This window comes from Halomonas sp. KM072, from assembly GCF_050710315.1.
In the GTDB taxonomy this organism is placed as follows: domain Bacteria; phylum Pseudomonadota; class Gammaproteobacteria; order Pseudomonadales; family Halomonadaceae; genus Vreelandella; species Vreelandella hamiltonii.
Genome location: NZ_CP136132.1, coordinates 931,055 through 946,009, shown reverse-complemented (window position 1 = coordinate 946,009; position 14,955 = coordinate 931,055). Strand labels below are relative to the sequence as shown.

Sequence of the window (14,955 nt, the reverse complement as noted above, 5' to 3'; positions counted from 1 at the left end):
TATCAAATACGCCCTATGTTAAAAAAACAAAGCGCTCTGCACAAGAACAACCGCCCCGGACCATGGTGGTACAGGTACTATAGTTTTTTGATATTCCAATAAAAAACGCCCAGGTCTTGGACCTGGGCGTTTTTGCCGCATAGCGTAAAATTAACGCTTGGAGAACTGCGGACGACGACGCGCCTTGCGCAGGCCGACTTTCTTGCGCTCTACTTGACGTGCGTCACGGGTGACGTAGCCAGCAGCGCGCAGGGTCGGGCGCAGGTCTTCGTTGTAGTTCATCAGGGCACGCGTGATGCCGTGACGGATAGCACCAGCCTGTGAAGAACCACCACCACCTTCGACGGTCACATACACGTCGAACTGGTTCAGGGTCTCGGTCAGCTCGAGGGGCTGACGAACAACCATGCGGCCGGTAACGCGACCAAAGTACTCGTCGAGTTCACGGTTGTTGACAGTGATTTTGCCGGAGCCCGGCTTCAGGAACACACGAGCGGTGGAAGTCTTGCGGCGCCCGGTACCGTAATACTGCTGTGTCATGGCGAAGATTTCCTCAGATGTTCAGTTCAAGCGGCTGCTGGGCAGCATGCGGATGCTCGGCACCTGCGTACACTTTCAACTTGGAATACATGGCGCGACCCAGCGGGCCTTTCGGCAGCATGCCCTTGACAGCCGACTCGATGATGCGCTCGGGAGCGTGGTCCAGCATCTTGTCGAAGGTCATGGAGCGCAGACCGCCCGGGTAACCAGTGTGGCGGTAGTAGGTCTTGGCCTTCGCCTTGTTACCGGTCACCTGGACTTTCTCGGCATTGATGACAACGATGTAGTCGCCGGTATCAACGTGAGGGGTAAATTCGGGCTTATGCTTGCCACGCAGGCGGCGAGCAATCTCGGTTGCCAGACGACCGAGCGTTTTGTCCGTAGCGTCGACAACATACCAGTCGCGCTGGACGGACTGCGGCTTAGCACTGAACGTCTTCATGGATGAAATCACCAGATTAAGTGTGTTGGGTAACTTGCGCCACTTGATAGCGAAGCACCATCCCTATTCTTTTTGGTTGCAGCCAGCCAGAAAACGGCTACAACGTACAGCGAGGCGGCATTCTACAGCAAGAGAGTGGACAAGTTAAGTGCCATCTTCACTTTTCTCGCACGCCCTTGGCATCGCACCCAGGCTACAGAGGCGCTCAGGGTTTATGCGGCAGCGCCAGATACTCCCGCGACTGCATCTCCTGCAAGCGAGACAGCGTCCGCTGAAATTCGAAGGTCAGCTTGCCGTCACTGTAAAGCGACTCGACGGGCACTTCTGCCGACATCAAGAGCTTGACGCCCCGATCATAAAACTCGTCCACCATATTGATGAAGCGGCGCGCCTGGTCGTCGCGCTTGGCATCCATGCGCGGCACATTGGCCACCAGCACGGTATGAAACTCTCGAGCAAGCTCGATATAGTCGTTCTGGCTACGCGGCCCGTCACACAGTTCGGCAAATTCGAACCAGACGACATCCTCATGCAGTCGACGCGTTTTCAGCACACGGCGGTTGATTTCCAGCGGCGCGCCCTCTTCTCCTGCCTGGCCGGCAATCTCCTTGAAGCTGCGCGCCAGCTCCTTGTCAGCAGCCTCATCCAGCGGCGCATGGAAAATTTCCGCACGCTCCAGCGCCCGCAACCGATAATCGATCCCCGAGTCCACATTCACGACGTCACAGTGGCGATTGACCAGCTCGATGGCAGACAGGAACCGAGCGCGCTGCAGGCCATCCTTGTAGAGCTCATCAGGGATGATATTGGAGGTCGCCACCAGCACGACACCACGCTCGAACAGCGCCTCCATGAGATTGGCCAGGATCATGGCATCCGTGATGTCCTTGACGAAAAATTCGTCGAAGCAGATCACCCTGGCTTCGGTTGCAAACTTGCCGGCAATCAGCGTCAGCGGGTTCTTCTCGCCCTTGTAGTGCGTCAGCTCGTTATGCACCCGCTGCATGAACCGATGAAAGTGCGTGCGCATTTTTTCAGGGAAGGGCAAGGCGTCATAAAACGTATCCACCAGGTAGGTCTTGCCACGTCCGACCCCACCCCAAAAGTAGAGCCCCTTCACCTGGGGCACCGGGGGCTTGTCTGGCTCGCTGCGCTTGCCCAGCAGCCCCGCCATCTTCGCCTTCAAGCCTTTACTGGCGACCACTGCTTTGGGCACGGTGGTGGTGGTCGACAGCAGGTCATCGTAAAGACGCTGAAGATGCTTGACCGCCTGCTCCTGAGCCGGGTCGTATTGAAAGTCACTGCGCGTCAAATCCTGCTGATAACGCTCCAGTGGCGTCAAGCGATGGGGGTGTTCAGACGCCTGACGTGCAGATACTGATGACATTAAAATGCTCCCGCAGCGCGTAGCCAGGCGTATGCATCGACGCGCACCTGCACATCCGCCGAGCACCGGCCTGACCGATAAAAAGAGCCTAATTATACGCCGACTGAGCGCTAAGCGCATGAGCGGATTGACCCAACCAGCCGTGACGCGCCTATAATGGGGCTGACCATGCAGCCATGCGATCGGTGACGCCATGCCATCGATGACATGGCGCGCACCACTATCAGGGAGAATACCGTGGAAGCAAGCTCGCCAATCATTTTTGCCGTTGTAGGTCTCGTCGTTGGCTTTCTCATTGGCCTTGCCTGCTATCGCCTGTTCAGCAAGAGCGAGAAAGACATGGCTGCGCTGAAGCAAACGCTACTGGAGCGCGAGCACAAGATTGCGGAACTGAAAAAAGCCATGGGCAGCAGCCTGACCGGCATTCAGCAACGCCTTGACAGCATCCGCCAAGAGACAAATCAGATCGAAGCGCAGATCGCCGACGAGGCGGCTCAATGGCAGCTCACCAGCGTCAAGGCCTCCCATCATAAAGCAGCGGCCACGGCAGAAAACGATGCCGACCTTGCCATGCCCCGCGATTACGCCGCTGGCAAGAACGGCACGCTTTCCGAAGGGTTCGGATTGAAAGAGCATCAGAAATCGGACAGCGATACGCTTGCGCAACCCCCACGCTACTGATCTACGCACGCCAGGGCGCCTTTGAGCGCCCTGGCAGCGTGCACTTTTCTCCGAGTCAGGCCGGGTTGTCGATATCCACGAAACGATGCTCGACATCGAACTGGCTAGACAGCCAATCACCCAGCGCCTGCACCCCATAACGCTCGGTGGCATGGTGCCCAGCCGCTATGTAGTGAATACCCAGCTCGCGCGCCAGGTGCGTGGTACGCTCGGAAATCTCTCCTGACACGAATACTTGAGCACCTGCTTCGTGGGCAGCCGTGATCATGTCCTGCGCCCCACCGGTACACCAGGCAATTCGCTCCACTGGCCCCGCCAGCGGCGCCTCGACGACCAGCGCCTGACGCTGTAGGGTATGGCTCAACTGCTCCGCCAACGCGGCCAGAGGTTGAGGTGTCACCAATCGCCCCGACCACAGCAATCCTTCGCCCAGCTCGCCGTCCAGACATCCCTCTACCTTCCATCCCAGGCGCCGCGCCAATTCGGCGTTATTGCCCAACTCCGCATGGGCATCCAGAGGCAAGTGATACGCCAGCAAACTCATATCGTGGGCCATCAGCGTCTTGATGCGCTTCTGCTTCATCCCGGTAATCGCCACTGGCTCGTTCTTCCAGAAATAGCCGTGATGAACCAGCACCATATCTGCCTGCCAGGCCACCGCCTCATCGAGCAGCGCCTGGCACGCCGTCACGCCGGTCATGACCCGCCGCACTTCCTCCCGCCCTTCGACTTGCAGGCCATTGATAGTGTAATCCTTGAATTGGCCAGCGCGGAGCTGGTGGTCACAAGCAGCGACGAGTTGATCACGATGGTTCACGCGGACTCCTTAATAGTTGCCGCTGCCCCGTGGGGAAGCGCAGCGTAAAGTGTTACCATATCGTCTATTGTAAACTCGCTGCACGTTATCGCGAACCTCGCGACCTGCTGAAGACCGCCATCCGCTGAGGAATGCTTGCATGCACCGCTTTGTGCTGCCCTATCTCTGGCCCATTACCACGGGCCTTCTGCTGGCCGCAGTCATTCTGCTGGCCTTCCCCCAGCAGATTCCCAACCCGTTTCGTCAGGCGACGCCCACCACCGTCGAGCCACAGCCTGCACTGGTCGCGACTGGCAACCAACCAACGGCCAACCGCCCTGCCCCAGATATCCGTCAGGCAGCACCGCTCTCTCGCAGCCAGGGTCCGGCCAGCTACGCCAACGCTGTCAATCAGGCCGCGCCAGCGGTGGTCAACATCTATTCGTCGCGCATCGTGTCACGGGACCAGCACCCGCTGATGTCCGATCCATTCTTCCAGCAGTTCTTCAGCGGCGACGATGCGACGACCCATCAACGCATGCTCTCCAGCCTGGGCTCTGGCGTCATTGTCAGCGACGATGGTTACGTGCTCACCAACCACCACGTGATCAGCGGGGCCGACCAGATACAAGTGGCGCTGCGCGATGGCCGAGAAACCCTGGCCCAAGTGATTGGCACCGACCCGGAAAGCGATCTGGCAGTGTTGCGCATTCAACTGGACAACCTGCCCGTGATCGAGCTGGCCGATTCGAAAGAGGTGGCCGTGGGCGATGTGGCACTGGCAATAGGCAACCCCTTTGGGGTTGGCCAGACAGTGACCATGGGGATCATCAGCGCCACGGGGCGCAGCCACCTGGGGCTGAATGCCTACGAAGATTTCATTCAAACCGACGCGGCCATCAACCCGGGCAACTCGGGCGGAGCGCTGGTCAATCCTGACGGCGCACTGGTGGGCATCAATACGGCGATCTTTTCACGCTCGGGAGGCTCACAGGGCATCGGTTTCGCCATTCCGGCCAACCTTGCCCACAGCATCCTCGACGAACTGGTCACCCGCGGCCGGGTGATTCGCGGCTGGCTAGGCATCGAGGCTCAGGCGTTATCGCGGGAACTGGCCGCCTCGTTTGGGTTACGCACTCCCCAAGGCGTCATCGTGGCTGGCGTGGTCAGCGGTGGGCCAGCAGCAGAGGCAGGGCTGCAGCCCGGCGATGTGCTGCTTTCCATCGACGACCAGGTCATCATGGACGCTCGTGCCACCATGAGCGAGATTGCCTCTATCCCACCGGGCACCAAGCTTCCCCTGACCATCGTGCGCAGCGGTGAGCGCATGGAAGTCACCCTGGAAGTGGGCGAGCGCCCCGTGCCCACCAATGCGACGTCCGAAGATCGGCAGAGCGGCTCCTGAAGCCGCTCGACCCATACCTCACTTGCTGCGAATACGATACTCGGCTGAGCGTGCATGCGCCGTCAGGTATTCGCCTCGGGCGAGGATCGACGCCACTTTGCCCAGTTCGGACGCTCCTTCAGGAGAGCAGTGAATGATCGAAGAGCGCTTCTGGAAGTCATAAACCCCCAGCGGTGACGAGAAACGCGCCGTGCCGGACGTCGGCAGCACGTGATTGGGACCCGCGCAGTAGTCGCCCAAGGCCTCCGACGTATGACGCCCCATGAAGATGGCGCCTGCATGGCGGATCTCCTCTAGCCACACCTCGGGCTCGGCCACGGAGAGCTCCAGGTGCTCCGGCGCTATGCGATTGATCATCTCGACGGCGTCAGCCGGGTGCTGACAGAGAATCAGCGCCCCCCGGCGCTTGAGCGAAGCACGCGCAATCTCCTCGCGCTCCAGCGTAGGCAGCAGTCGTTCGATGGAAGCCGCGACGGCATCCAGATGCTCGGCGTCCCAACTGACCAGAATCGCCTGGGCATCTTCATCATGCTCGGCCTGGGAGAATAGATCCATGGCCAACCAATCAGGGTCGGTCTGCCCATCGGAGACCACCATGATTTCTGACGGCCCGGCAATCATGTCGATGCCTACCTGCCCGAATACCGCACGCTTGGCGGTGGCCACGTAAATGTTGCCGGGGCCCACGATCTTGTCGACACGGGGTACGCTCTGGGTGCCATAAGCCAATGCTGCAACGGCCTGCGCCCCACCGATGGTGAAGACGTGATCGACACCGGCCAGGTGTGCCGCCGCCAGCACCAGATCGTTCAGCACACCGTCAGGAGTCGGCACCACCATGACGATCTCACGCACGCCAGCCACGTGGGCGGGTATCGCATTCATCAGCACCGAAGAAGGATAGGCCGCCTTGCCGCCCGGCACATAGATACCAGCGCGATCCAGTGGCGTCACCTTTTGCCCCAGCACCGTGCCATCGGCCTCTTGATACTGCCAGGACTCCGGCTTCTGCCGCTCGTGGTAGCGACGAATGCGCTCCGCTGCCACGGCCAGCGCTTCACGCTGTTCCGACGGCAGGCCCTCATACGCCGTTTTCAACTGCTCGGGCGACAGGCGCAGTTGCTCCATGGAATCGACGGCCAGCCGATCGAAGCGGTTGGTGGCATCGATGACGGCCTGATCACCGCGCTGTTTGACGTCCGCCAGTATTTCATCGACACGGGCCTGCACGGCGCTATCGGACACACCCTCCCAGTCCAGCAGCGTATCCAGCTGACGGTGGAAGCCCGGCTCAGTGGTAGAGAGCCGAGCAATGGTGGCAGTGGTTGTCTCACTCATGGCAAACCTCGTGTCATTCGGCAGGCTGCAATTGACGTTGCTTTACGGCACTTTCCAAACGCGCCAACAGCGGCTTGATACGATCATGCTTCATGGTCATGGCCGCCTTGTTGACCACCAGACGGGTACTGATATGGGCAATCAATTCCCTTGGCTCCATGCCATTGGCACGCAGCGTATTGCCGGTATCGACGATATCGACGATTTCATCGGCGAGGTTCATCAACGGCGCCAGCTCCATGGCACCGTACAGCTTGATCACCTCTGCCTGAATGCCCTGCTCGGCGTAGTAGCGGCGCGCCACGTTGACGAACTTGGTCGCCACCCGGCGACGAGCTCGTGCCGGTGGTTGCCCGGTCACGCCTGCCGTCATCAGCTTGCAGCGAGCAATGTCCAGATCCAGCGGCTCGTACAGCCCATCGGCACCGTGCTCCAGCAGCACATCCTTGCCCGCCACGCCCACATCGGCAGCTCCTAACTGCACATAGGTAGGCACATCGGTGGCGCGAATGATGACCAGTTTCACATCCGGCAGGTTGGTATCGAACAGCAGCTTGCGACTCTTGCTCAAATCTTCTGCGGGCGTTATGCCCGCATCTGCCAACAGCGGCAGCGTTTCGTCCAGAATACGCCCTTTCGAAAGGGCCAGGATCAATTGCTTACTCATGATGTAAGGCCAATGGTTGGTCACATGGCTTAGCCGGGAATGCGACGAATCTTCGCCCCCAGCAGCTGAAGTTTTTCCTCGATACACTCATAACCGCGATCGATATGATAAATACGATCCACCAGCGTCTCGCCTTCGGCCATCATGGCCGCAATCACCAGAGACGCCGAGGCACGCAGATCCGTCGCCATGACCGGTGCACCGGACAGCTTGTCGACGCCCTGGATGAGCGCAGCGTTACCTTCCAGCACGATATTGGCGCCCATGCGATTGAGCTCCTGCACATGCATGAAGCGGTTCTCGAAGATCGTTTCCACGACACGCGAGTGCCCTTCTGCCACCGCGTTCATGGCCACGAACTGCGCCTGCATGTCGGTGGGAAATGCCGGATACGGCGCCGTGCGGATGTTGACGGCCTTGGGGCGCTTGCCGTGCATATCCAGCGCGATCCAGTCATCACCACTGGTGATCTCGGCACCGGCCTCTTCCAGCTTGGCCAACACCGCTTCGAGGATATCGGCGCGAGTGTGCTTGACCTTGACACGCCCACCGGTCATGGCAGCCGCCACCAGAAACGTTCCGGTTTCGATACGGTCCGGCATCACATCGTGTTCACAGCCGTGCAGGGAAGGCACCCCATCGATGATGATGGTATCGGTGCCATGCCCCTTGATCTTCGCGCCCATCCTGATCAGGCACTCGGCAAGGTCCACGACCTCGGGCTCACGAGCAGCATTTTCAAGAATGGTACGGCCATCGGCCAGGGTCGCGGCCATCAGCAGGTTCTCGGTGCCTGTCACGGTCACCGTATCGAAGAAGATCGTGGCACCCTTGAGGCGTCCATCTACGCGCGCACGAATATAGCCCGCTTCCACGTGGATTTCGGCACCCATGGCCTCCAGACCACGCAGATGCAGATCCACCGGGCGCGAACCAATCGCACACCCGCCAGGCAGCGAGACGTCGGCCTTGCCGAAGTGCGCCAACAACGGGCCCAGCACCAGGATCGAGGCGCGCATTTTCTTGACCAGCTCGTAAGGCGCATGGCACTGGGTCACTTGAGAGCCATCCAACTGAATGCTCAGCTTCTCGCCCATGACGGGCTCGACGCCCATCCGGCCCAACAGCTCCAGCGTCGTGGTGATATCCTGCAAGTGCGGCAAATTGCCGATCACGACGGGGCCATCGGCCAACAGGCTGGCACACAGAATGGGCAGCGCCGCGTTCTTGGCGCCACTGGCCCACACTTCTCCGTCAACGCAACCGTTGCCGGTAATAATCAGCTTATCCATGGGCAGGCCGTTACTCAGCGCTTTGCGATGCAGTTTGCCACTGCGTCGGGGTAAACGTTTTGATGCTGATAGCGTGGAGGGCACCGGACGCGATTTCATCACTCAGCGCGGCGTAGACCAGTTGCTGGCGCTTTACGGGTGAAAGACCTTCAAAGGCTTCGCCAACCGCAATAACCTGAAAATTGCAGCCTTCTCCCTGGATGTGAAACTCACACCCATCGATGCGGGATTCAAGCAGTGCTTTGACCTCGTTGGGTTGCATAAGCCAGGAAACTCCTTTGGGGTCATGAAAAGAATGTGCGGAAAGGCCACATGATAAAGAAAAGCATCACGCTTGGCGATGTTGGCAGCATGACGGGTAGAAGAAAGCAGCCCGCAGGCTGCTTTATGGAGAAGGATTACTGTACGGGGCTGTGCTGAGCTATCAAGGGCTCCAGCTCTGCCAGCGTCGCCAGACGCTGGAGCGGCGGCGATAGCACGATCGCGCTCACCGGCAACTGCCTGACCTGGCTCGCTCTCAGCCACTCGAACATCACGCTCAAGGCAGCACTACTGACTCCATCGACACCGCTGAAGTCGAACTGAACCGACGTGGCTCGGGTGGTTCGCAGCCAGCTTACTCCTGCCGCCGCCACATCGGCGGCGGCGTTCATGCTCAAGTCACCGGACACCACCAGCCCATCTGGTTGCTCGGCCAGTGAGACATTCGGGCGGTCGAGCAGCGTGCTCACGCATCGCCCCCTTGCTCCAGCTCTTCGACGCCGATATCCGGCGACCAGCCGCGAATGACCGCATCGTAATCGCGATTGTTTTCACGCATGGCCTGATCGAACTGATTGCGGAACGTGAGGCCCAGGTTGATACCATTGACGATCACGTTGACCACGCGCCATTCACCATTGGCCAGGCGCAGGCTGTAGCTGACCGGGTAGACCTGACCATTGTTGGCCACCACTTCCATATCGACGCTGGCCTGATCTTCGTGACGCTGGGCACGCTGTTGGCTCAACACACGCAGCTCGTCGTAGTCGAAGGTCACCAGACCACGCGTGTAGGTATCGATCAGCGTCTGGCGGAAGACATCCGCAAAACGGCTGCGCTGCTCTGGCGTGGCATTGCGGAAATAGCTGCCCATAACGCTGGCACCGATATAACGGAAATCGGCAATGTCATCCAGGCTATCGTTGACCAGCGCCTTCAGCTCATCGAGATTGTTGGCATAGTAGTCTTCACGCCCTTCGATTTGCGCCATGAACCCTTCGATGTTGTCGCGAATCATCTGTTCGGGCGACTGAGACTGCGCCTTGGCCAAGGCAGGCAAAGCCATCAATAGCAGGGCCAGGGCAAACCAGCGGGAAAAAGTTGCTGCCATCTTTTGCATCGTTACACCTCTGTAATCACGCACCATCACCATGGATGCTTAGTTGCTGACCATATTGGACACAAACTGCTGAATAAGTTCTTCCAGCACCAGGGCCGATTGCGTGTCGCGAATCGTGTCACCGTCTTGCAGCACCTCCGGGGCACCGCCCACACTCAAACCAATATACTGCTCACCCAGCAGCCCAGCCGTCAGAATGGCCGCCGTGGTATCCTGCGAAAGCTGGCCTTCCAGGTCACTGTTCAGGCTCAGCACCACGCGTGCATCGTACCACTCCCGGTCCAGCTCGATGGCCTCGACACGTCCAACGGTCACGCCCGCCATGGTGACACGGGCACGCGGCTTGAGGCCGCCGATATTGGAGAAGTTGGCTTCCAGGCGGAACGTGTCAGACGCGCCCGAAAGCGTCAAACCGCTGACTCTCAGCCCCAGAAAGACCAGGCCGATGATCCCCGCCAACATGAACAGACCAACGCCAAACTCCATGGTTTTACTGCGCTTCATGACACCACCCCAGCTATTGAAGGCCGCCGAACATGACGGCGGTTAAAACGAAATCCAGCCCCAGCACCGCCAGCGATGAGTACACCACCGTACGGGTGGTCGCCCGAGAAATACCTTCGGACGTGGGAATCAGATCATACCCTTGGAAAACGGCGATCCAGGTCACCACCAGGGCAAACACCAGGCTCTTGATCATGCCGTTACCGACATCGTTGATGAACGAGACGCTGGACTGCATGTTGCTCCAGTAAGAGCCTTCGAAAACGCCCAGCCACTCGACGCCGACCAGATAGCCGCCCCAGATACCGACCACACTGAACCCCACCGTAAGGATCGGCAGCGCCACGAATCCGGCCCAAAGCCTCGGGGCCACTACGCGACGCAGCGGGTCAACGCCAATCATTTCCATGCTGGTCAACTGTTCAGTGGCCTTCATCAAACCAATCTCGGCAGTCAACGCCGAGCCGGCCCGCCCTGCAAAAAGCAGCGCTGCCACCACCGGGGCCAGCTCTCGCAGCAAGGACAGCGCCACCATCTGCCCCAATGCCTGCTCGGCACCAAAGTCCACCAGAATGGTGTAGCCCTGAAGCGCCAGCACCATGCCGATGAACAGTCCGGACACCAGCACGATGGCCAGAGAAAGCACGCCGACAAAATGCATTTGACGAAGCCACAGAGCCCACCCTTCACGGGAGGGTACGCCCACCGCCGACTGCGCGAGAAACACTGCCGCGCGCCCCAGCGCTTCCACCATCTCGCATCCCTTGCGCCCCAATCGCGTGATGGGCGCTACCCACTGTAAGAGTCTTGACTGCATTTACCCTGCCCCGCTTGCTGGATCGTGACCGAGAATGTCTCGGTAAAGGGTGTTGCCAGGATAGTGAAACGGCACAGGGCCGTCCGGCTCACCATGCATGAACTGACTGACTCTGGGGTCCTCGTTGACATCCAGGGACGCCGGCGTGCCATGCGCCACCACCTGACCATCGGCGATCAGGTAGAGGTAGTCGGCAATGCTCAGGGTTTCCTTGATGTCATGGGAAACCACCACGGAGGTCAGCGACATGGCCTGGTTCAAGCGCTTTATGAGCTGCACCAGTACGCCCATGGAAATGGGGTCCTGGCCCACGAACGGCTCATCGTAAAGAATCAGCTCCGGGTCCAGTGCCACGGCCCGTGCCAGCGCCACGCGGCGGGCCATGCCACCCGAAAGCTCGGCGGGCGACAGGTGGCGCGCTCCGCGCAGACCCACGGCCTGCAGCTTCATCAACACCAGGTCACGAATCATGGTATCGGGCAGGTCGGTATGCACGCGTAGTGGAAAAGCGACGTTCTCGAAGACATCCAGATCGGAAAACAGCGCGCCACTCTGAAACAGCATGCCCATTCGCTTGCGCAGCGCAAACAGCGCCTTGCGAGACAGCCGATGCACGTCCTGCCCATCGATCAGCACGCGCCCCCGATCAGGCACCAGTTGCCCGCCGATCAATTTCAACAGGGTGGTCTTGCCGGTTCCGCTGGGCCCCATGATGGCAGTGACTTTCCCACGCGGAATGCTCATGCTCACGCCACGAAAGATATCGTGGTCGCCGCGGGAAAAGTACACATCCTCCACCTGGATAAAGGGCATATCCGTCATGGGCATCACACCCCTCGTTCGCTCGCCGACGCGGGCATGTCGAGCCCGGATCGGCGGTTTAAAAAACAGTGTTTTCGAAATATTATCGAACATCGTATCCTAACGCCACCCACAGGAACAGCCACGCGCACCTTGCCTGCTGGCCACGGCCTGCCAGTGGTTTGGCTAAAAGCCGCCGCAAGATGTTATTCTTGAAGGCTATCAACCGTGATGACGAGAACGAGACCGACCATGCCCCAGCCCCCCACCCCACCCAGCTCACTGCGTGAAAGCGCACTGCGGACACTGCAGATAGAGCAAGCCGCGATTGGCGGCCTGCAAGCCAAGCTGGACGAGAGCTTCGACCGCGCCTGCCAGCTGATCCTGGCTTGCAAGGGTCGTGTGGTGGTGACCGGCATGGGCAAATCCGGCCATATCGCCGGAAAACTGGCGGCCACCCTGGCCAGTACCGGCACGCCCGCCTTCTTTGTTCATCCCGGCGAAGCCAGCCACGGCGACCTCGGCATGATTACCCGGGGCGATGTGGTACTGGCCCTGTCGAACTCGGGCGAAACCGGCGAAGTCACGGCTCTGCTGCCGCTGCTCAAGCGCCTGGGAACTCCCTTGATCAGCATGACGGGGCGCCCTGATTCGACCCTGGCACGGCATGCCGAGGCCCACCTGGACAGCGGCGTCGAACGTGAAGCCTGCCCACTGGACCTGGCCCCCACCAGCTCGACGACGGCGGCGCTTGCGCTGGGTGACGCGCTGGCCGTCGCACTGCTGGAAGCTCGCGGTTTCACGGCCGAAGATTTCGCGCTCTCGCATCCTGGCGGCAGCCTGGGCAAACGCCTGCTGCTAAGGGTACGCGATCTGATGCACGACGGCGCGCGGCTGCCTCGGGTGGCGCTGGGCAGCCCGCTGCGCGATGCCCTGCTGGAAATCACCCGCCAGGGGCTCGGCTTTACCTGTGTCATCGACAATGAGGGTCGGCTGGCCGGTGTCTATACCGATGGCGACCTGCGGCGCACGCTGGACCAGTTTCACGACCTGCGCGACGTCAAGGTGGACGACGTCATGACACGGCCTGGCAAACGCATTGGCCCCGACGTTCTGGCGGCCGAAGCCGTGCGTATAATGGAAGATAGTCGTATCACGGCGCTGGCCGTGGTCGATGAACAGCAGCGCCCGATTGGCGCTCTGCATATGCATGACCTGCTGGCAAGCGGCGTTATCTGACCCATGATCCAATGATGGATGATACGGAGACTCTATGGCCCTACCTGACGCACTTTTAGATCGTATACGCCGTGTAAAACTGCTGGCCCTGGACGTGGACGGCGTGCTGACCGACGGACGCCTGTACTTCCAGGCCGATGGCATCGAAATCAAGGCCTTTCACACCCAGGATGGCCACGGGCTGAAGCTGCTGAAACGGGTCGGCATTCACGTCGCGCTGATTACCGGCCGTGACTCTCCCATGGTCAGCCAGCGTGCCGCAGCGCTGGGCATCAGCCATGTCTACCAAGGCTGTGAAGACAAGCTCGCCACCCTGCGCGGGCTATGCCAACGGTTAGACATTACCCTGGAACAGGTTGCGTTCTGTGGCGACGACCTCCCGGACCTCGCGCCGATCAAGCGCTCCGGCGTCGGCATCACTGTGCCCAACGCCCCCGACTACATGCACACCCACGCCGACTGGATTACCGATCGCCTGGGCGGGCATGGCGCCGTGCGCGAAATCTGTGACACGCTGCTCACCAGCCAGGGGCACTGGGACGCCGTACTCGACACTTATCTGCACGGTTCCGTCTGAATGGGCATCAGGGTGAGAAAACGCATCTGGCTGTCGGGCCTGGTCATCACCCTGGGTGGGCTGTTGGTGTGGCTGGATCCACGCGCCCCTCAACAGCGCGAAGTAGACCCCGAGGCCCAGGCCCAAGAGCCCGGACACGTGCTGGAAAATGCCGAAATCACCCTGTTCGGTGAAGACGGTACGCTTCAGCAATCCTTGGTGGCACCGCGTCTGGTACATACCCCGCAGGCGGCCATGACCCACGTCACGTCACCACGCGCCACCCTGTTCGACAGCGAGCAGCGTGAATGGCTGGCCATTGCCGACACCGGCACCTTGAACATGGACTCCCAGGCGCTGACCCTGGCCGGATCCGCGCGCCTGCTGGCGCCGGACGAAGGCTGGCAGCTGGATACCGACCTGCTGCACTATGATGGACTGGAGCGTCATGCCTGGAGCGACACCCCTGTGATACTGCAGCAGCCACCTCAACGCATCGAAGCCTCACGCATGGATGTCTGGCTGGACGACAGCCGTGTCAGTTTGATCGATAACGTGCGCGGCGTGCATCCGCCCGCCCCCCAATCTTCTCAGGAGTCGCCATGAACGCCCTGCTTCGTACGGCACTGTTCGCCCTTGCCGTTCCCATGGTGGTAGGCGTGCTGCCTGCCGCCGCTCAACAACAGGCCCCCGTTGAAGTGGAAGCCGACCGCCTGGACCTGGACCAACGTGCGGGCACGGCGGTCTATACCGGCAACGTCGACATTCGCCAAGGTGAAATGCAGCTGCGCGGAGAGCGTGTCGAAATTCATCGCAACGAGGCGGGCGAGCTCTCCCGGGCCGTCGCCACGGGCGAGCGTGCCTACCTGCGCAACCAGCTGGAAGACCAGACGACGCCCATGGAAGGCTGGGCGCGGCGCATCGTCTACCATGTGTCCGAGCGGCGTGTAGAGCTGATCGACCAGGCCGAACTGACCCAGCAAGGGGATCGCTTCCAGGGTGGACGGCTCGAATACTTCATCGACCGCGGAGTGGTCCAAGCACGCTCCGATGTCAGCGGCAGCGCACCGCAACGCATCCGCATGACTTTACAGCCCGAGCAATAGAGA

The 14,955-nt window shown here is 60.4% G+C and carries 19 protein-coding genes; 6 read left to right on the top strand and 13 right to left on the bottom strand.

The features are described 5' to 3' along the window. Positions 1 to 150 precede the first annotated feature (150 nt). The 3 genes from rpsI to zapE form a co-directional block, all read right to left on the bottom strand. Positions 151 to 540: a 30S ribosomal protein S9 gene (gene rpsI / locus RVM26_RS04280; RefSeq protein WP_016913500.1), complete on the bottom strand. Its 390-nt coding sequence runs from the start codon at positions 538 to 540 to the stop codon at positions 151 to 153. A 13-nt stretch (positions 541 to 553) separates the two neighbouring features. Next, positions 554 to 982, bottom strand: coding sequence for a 50S ribosomal protein L13 (rplM, locus tag RVM26_RS04275; RefSeq protein WP_016913499.1), 429 nt, complete (start codon positions 980 to 982; stop codon positions 554 to 556). A 205-nt stretch (positions 983 to 1,187) separates the two neighbouring features. Then, entirely contained in the window at positions 1,188 to 2,369 is a 1,182-nt protein-coding gene (gene zapE, locus RVM26_RS04270) for an AFG1/ZapE family ATPase (RefSeq protein WP_498941013.1), read from the bottom strand. A gap of 237 nt (positions 2,370 to 2,606) precedes the next feature. On the opposite strand from zapE, the gene RVM26_RS04265 reads away from it, so the two are divergent. Next, positions 2,607 to 3,050: a Z-ring associated ZapG family protein gene (locus tag RVM26_RS04265; protein WP_498941011.1), complete on the top strand. Its 444-nt coding sequence runs from the start codon at positions 2,607 to 2,609 to the stop codon at positions 3,048 to 3,050. A 55-nt stretch (positions 3,051 to 3,105) separates the two neighbouring features. Here the strand turns inward: RVM26_RS04265 and RVM26_RS04260 are convergent, their stop codons facing one another. Beyond that, on the bottom strand, positions 3,106 to 3,867 hold the full coding sequence (locus RVM26_RS04260; protein ID WP_498941010.1) for a Nif3-like dinuclear metal center hexameric protein: 762 nt from the start codon (positions 3,865 to 3,867) through the stop codon (positions 3,106 to 3,108). A gap of 139 nt (positions 3,868 to 4,006) precedes the next feature. Between RVM26_RS04260 and RVM26_RS04255 the strand changes: the two genes are divergently transcribed. After that, entirely contained in the window at positions 4,007 to 5,251 is a 1,245-nt protein-coding gene (locus tag RVM26_RS04255) for a S1C family serine protease (RefSeq protein WP_096923169.1), read from the top strand. 18 nt (positions 5,252 to 5,269) lie between these two features. On the opposite strand, the gene hisD is transcribed toward RVM26_RS04255, so the two are convergent. The 9 genes from hisD to RVM26_RS04210 form a co-directional block, all read right to left on the bottom strand. Next, positions 5,270 to 6,589 carry a histidinol dehydrogenase gene (gene hisD, locus RVM26_RS04250; protein WP_498941007.1) on the bottom strand — a complete coding sequence of 440 codons (1,320 nt, stop codon included), beginning with the start codon at positions 6,587 to 6,589 and terminating at the stop codon, positions 5,270 to 5,272. A gap of 13 nt (positions 6,590 to 6,602) precedes the next feature. Then, positions 6,603 to 7,256, bottom strand: a complete 654-nt coding sequence (gene hisG, locus RVM26_RS04245) for an ATP phosphoribosyltransferase (RefSeq protein WP_193461182.1) — start codon at positions 7,254 to 7,256, stop codon at positions 6,603 to 6,605. A 29-nt stretch (positions 7,257 to 7,285) separates the two neighbouring features. Then, on the bottom strand, positions 7,286 to 8,548 hold the full coding sequence (gene murA / locus RVM26_RS04240; protein WP_498941002.1) for a UDP-N-acetylglucosamine 1-carboxyvinyltransferase: 1,263 nt from the start codon (positions 8,546 to 8,548) through the stop codon (positions 7,286 to 7,288). Between the two features lie 10 nt (positions 8,549 to 8,558). Beyond that, entirely contained in the window at positions 8,559 to 8,810 is a 252-nt protein-coding gene (locus RVM26_RS04235; RefSeq protein WP_016913491.1) for a BolA family protein, read from the bottom strand. 136 nt (positions 8,811 to 8,946) lie between these two features. Further along, positions 8,947 to 9,279 (bottom strand): STAS domain-containing protein, encoded by a 333-nt coding sequence (locus RVM26_RS04230; RefSeq protein WP_287805396.1) that lies wholly within the window; start codon positions 9,277 to 9,279, stop codon positions 8,947 to 8,949. After that, the gene (locus tag RVM26_RS04225) at positions 9,276 to 9,929 is read right to left on the bottom strand and encodes an MlaC/ttg2D family ABC transporter substrate-binding protein (RefSeq protein WP_193461181.1); all 654 of its coding nucleotides are present in this window, start codon (positions 9,927 to 9,929) and stop codon (positions 9,276 to 9,278) included. Before RVM26_RS04225 ends, RVM26_RS04230 begins: the two co-directional genes overlap by 4 nt. 39 nt (positions 9,930 to 9,968) lie before the next feature. Continuing rightward, entirely contained in the window at positions 9,969 to 10,433 is a 465-nt protein-coding gene (gene mlaD / locus RVM26_RS04220; protein ID WP_016913488.1) for an outer membrane lipid asymmetry maintenance protein MlaD, read from the bottom strand. Positions 10,434 to 10,446: 13 nt separating this feature from the next. After that, the gene (mlaE, locus tag RVM26_RS04215; protein WP_039177449.1) at positions 10,447 to 11,250 is read right to left on the bottom strand and encodes a lipid asymmetry maintenance ABC transporter permease subunit MlaE; all 804 of its coding nucleotides are present in this window, start codon (positions 11,248 to 11,250) and stop codon (positions 10,447 to 10,449) included. Beyond that, the gene (locus RVM26_RS04210) at positions 11,251 to 12,072 is read right to left on the bottom strand and encodes an ABC transporter ATP-binding protein (RefSeq protein WP_040460708.1); all 822 of its coding nucleotides are present in this window, start codon (positions 12,070 to 12,072) and stop codon (positions 11,251 to 11,253) included. It abuts the gene before it with no gap. Between the two features lie 231 nt (positions 12,073 to 12,303). Here RVM26_RS04210 and RVM26_RS04205 point away from each other — a divergent pair, with 231 nt between their 5' ends. Genes RVM26_RS04205 through lptA form a run of 4 tightly spaced genes read left to right on the top strand, consistent with a single transcriptional unit; the run spans position 12,304 to position 14,952 of the window. Beyond that, positions 12,304 to 13,290 (top strand): KpsF/GutQ family sugar-phosphate isomerase, encoded by a 987-nt coding sequence (locus tag RVM26_RS04205; RefSeq protein WP_498940997.1) that lies wholly within the window; start codon positions 12,304 to 12,306, stop codon positions 13,288 to 13,290. A 34-nt stretch (positions 13,291 to 13,324) separates the two neighbouring features. Next, positions 13,325 to 13,867 carry a KdsC family phosphatase gene (locus RVM26_RS04200; protein ID WP_039177455.1) on the top strand — a complete coding sequence of 181 codons (543 nt, stop codon included), beginning with the start codon at positions 13,325 to 13,327 and terminating at the stop codon, positions 13,865 to 13,867. After that, positions 13,868 to 14,452 (top strand): LPS export ABC transporter periplasmic protein LptC, encoded by a 585-nt coding sequence (gene lptC, locus RVM26_RS04195; RefSeq protein WP_498940994.1) that lies wholly within the window; start codon positions 13,868 to 13,870, stop codon positions 14,450 to 14,452. It begins immediately after the preceding gene. Next, on the top strand, positions 14,449 to 14,952 hold the full coding sequence (gene lptA, locus RVM26_RS04190; protein ID WP_039177461.1) for a lipopolysaccharide transport periplasmic protein LptA: 504 nt from the start codon (positions 14,449 to 14,451) through the stop codon (positions 14,950 to 14,952). The genes lptC and lptA overlap by 4 nt, the downstream gene beginning before the upstream one ends. The last annotated feature ends 3 nt before the right edge of the window (positions 14,953 to 14,955 follow it).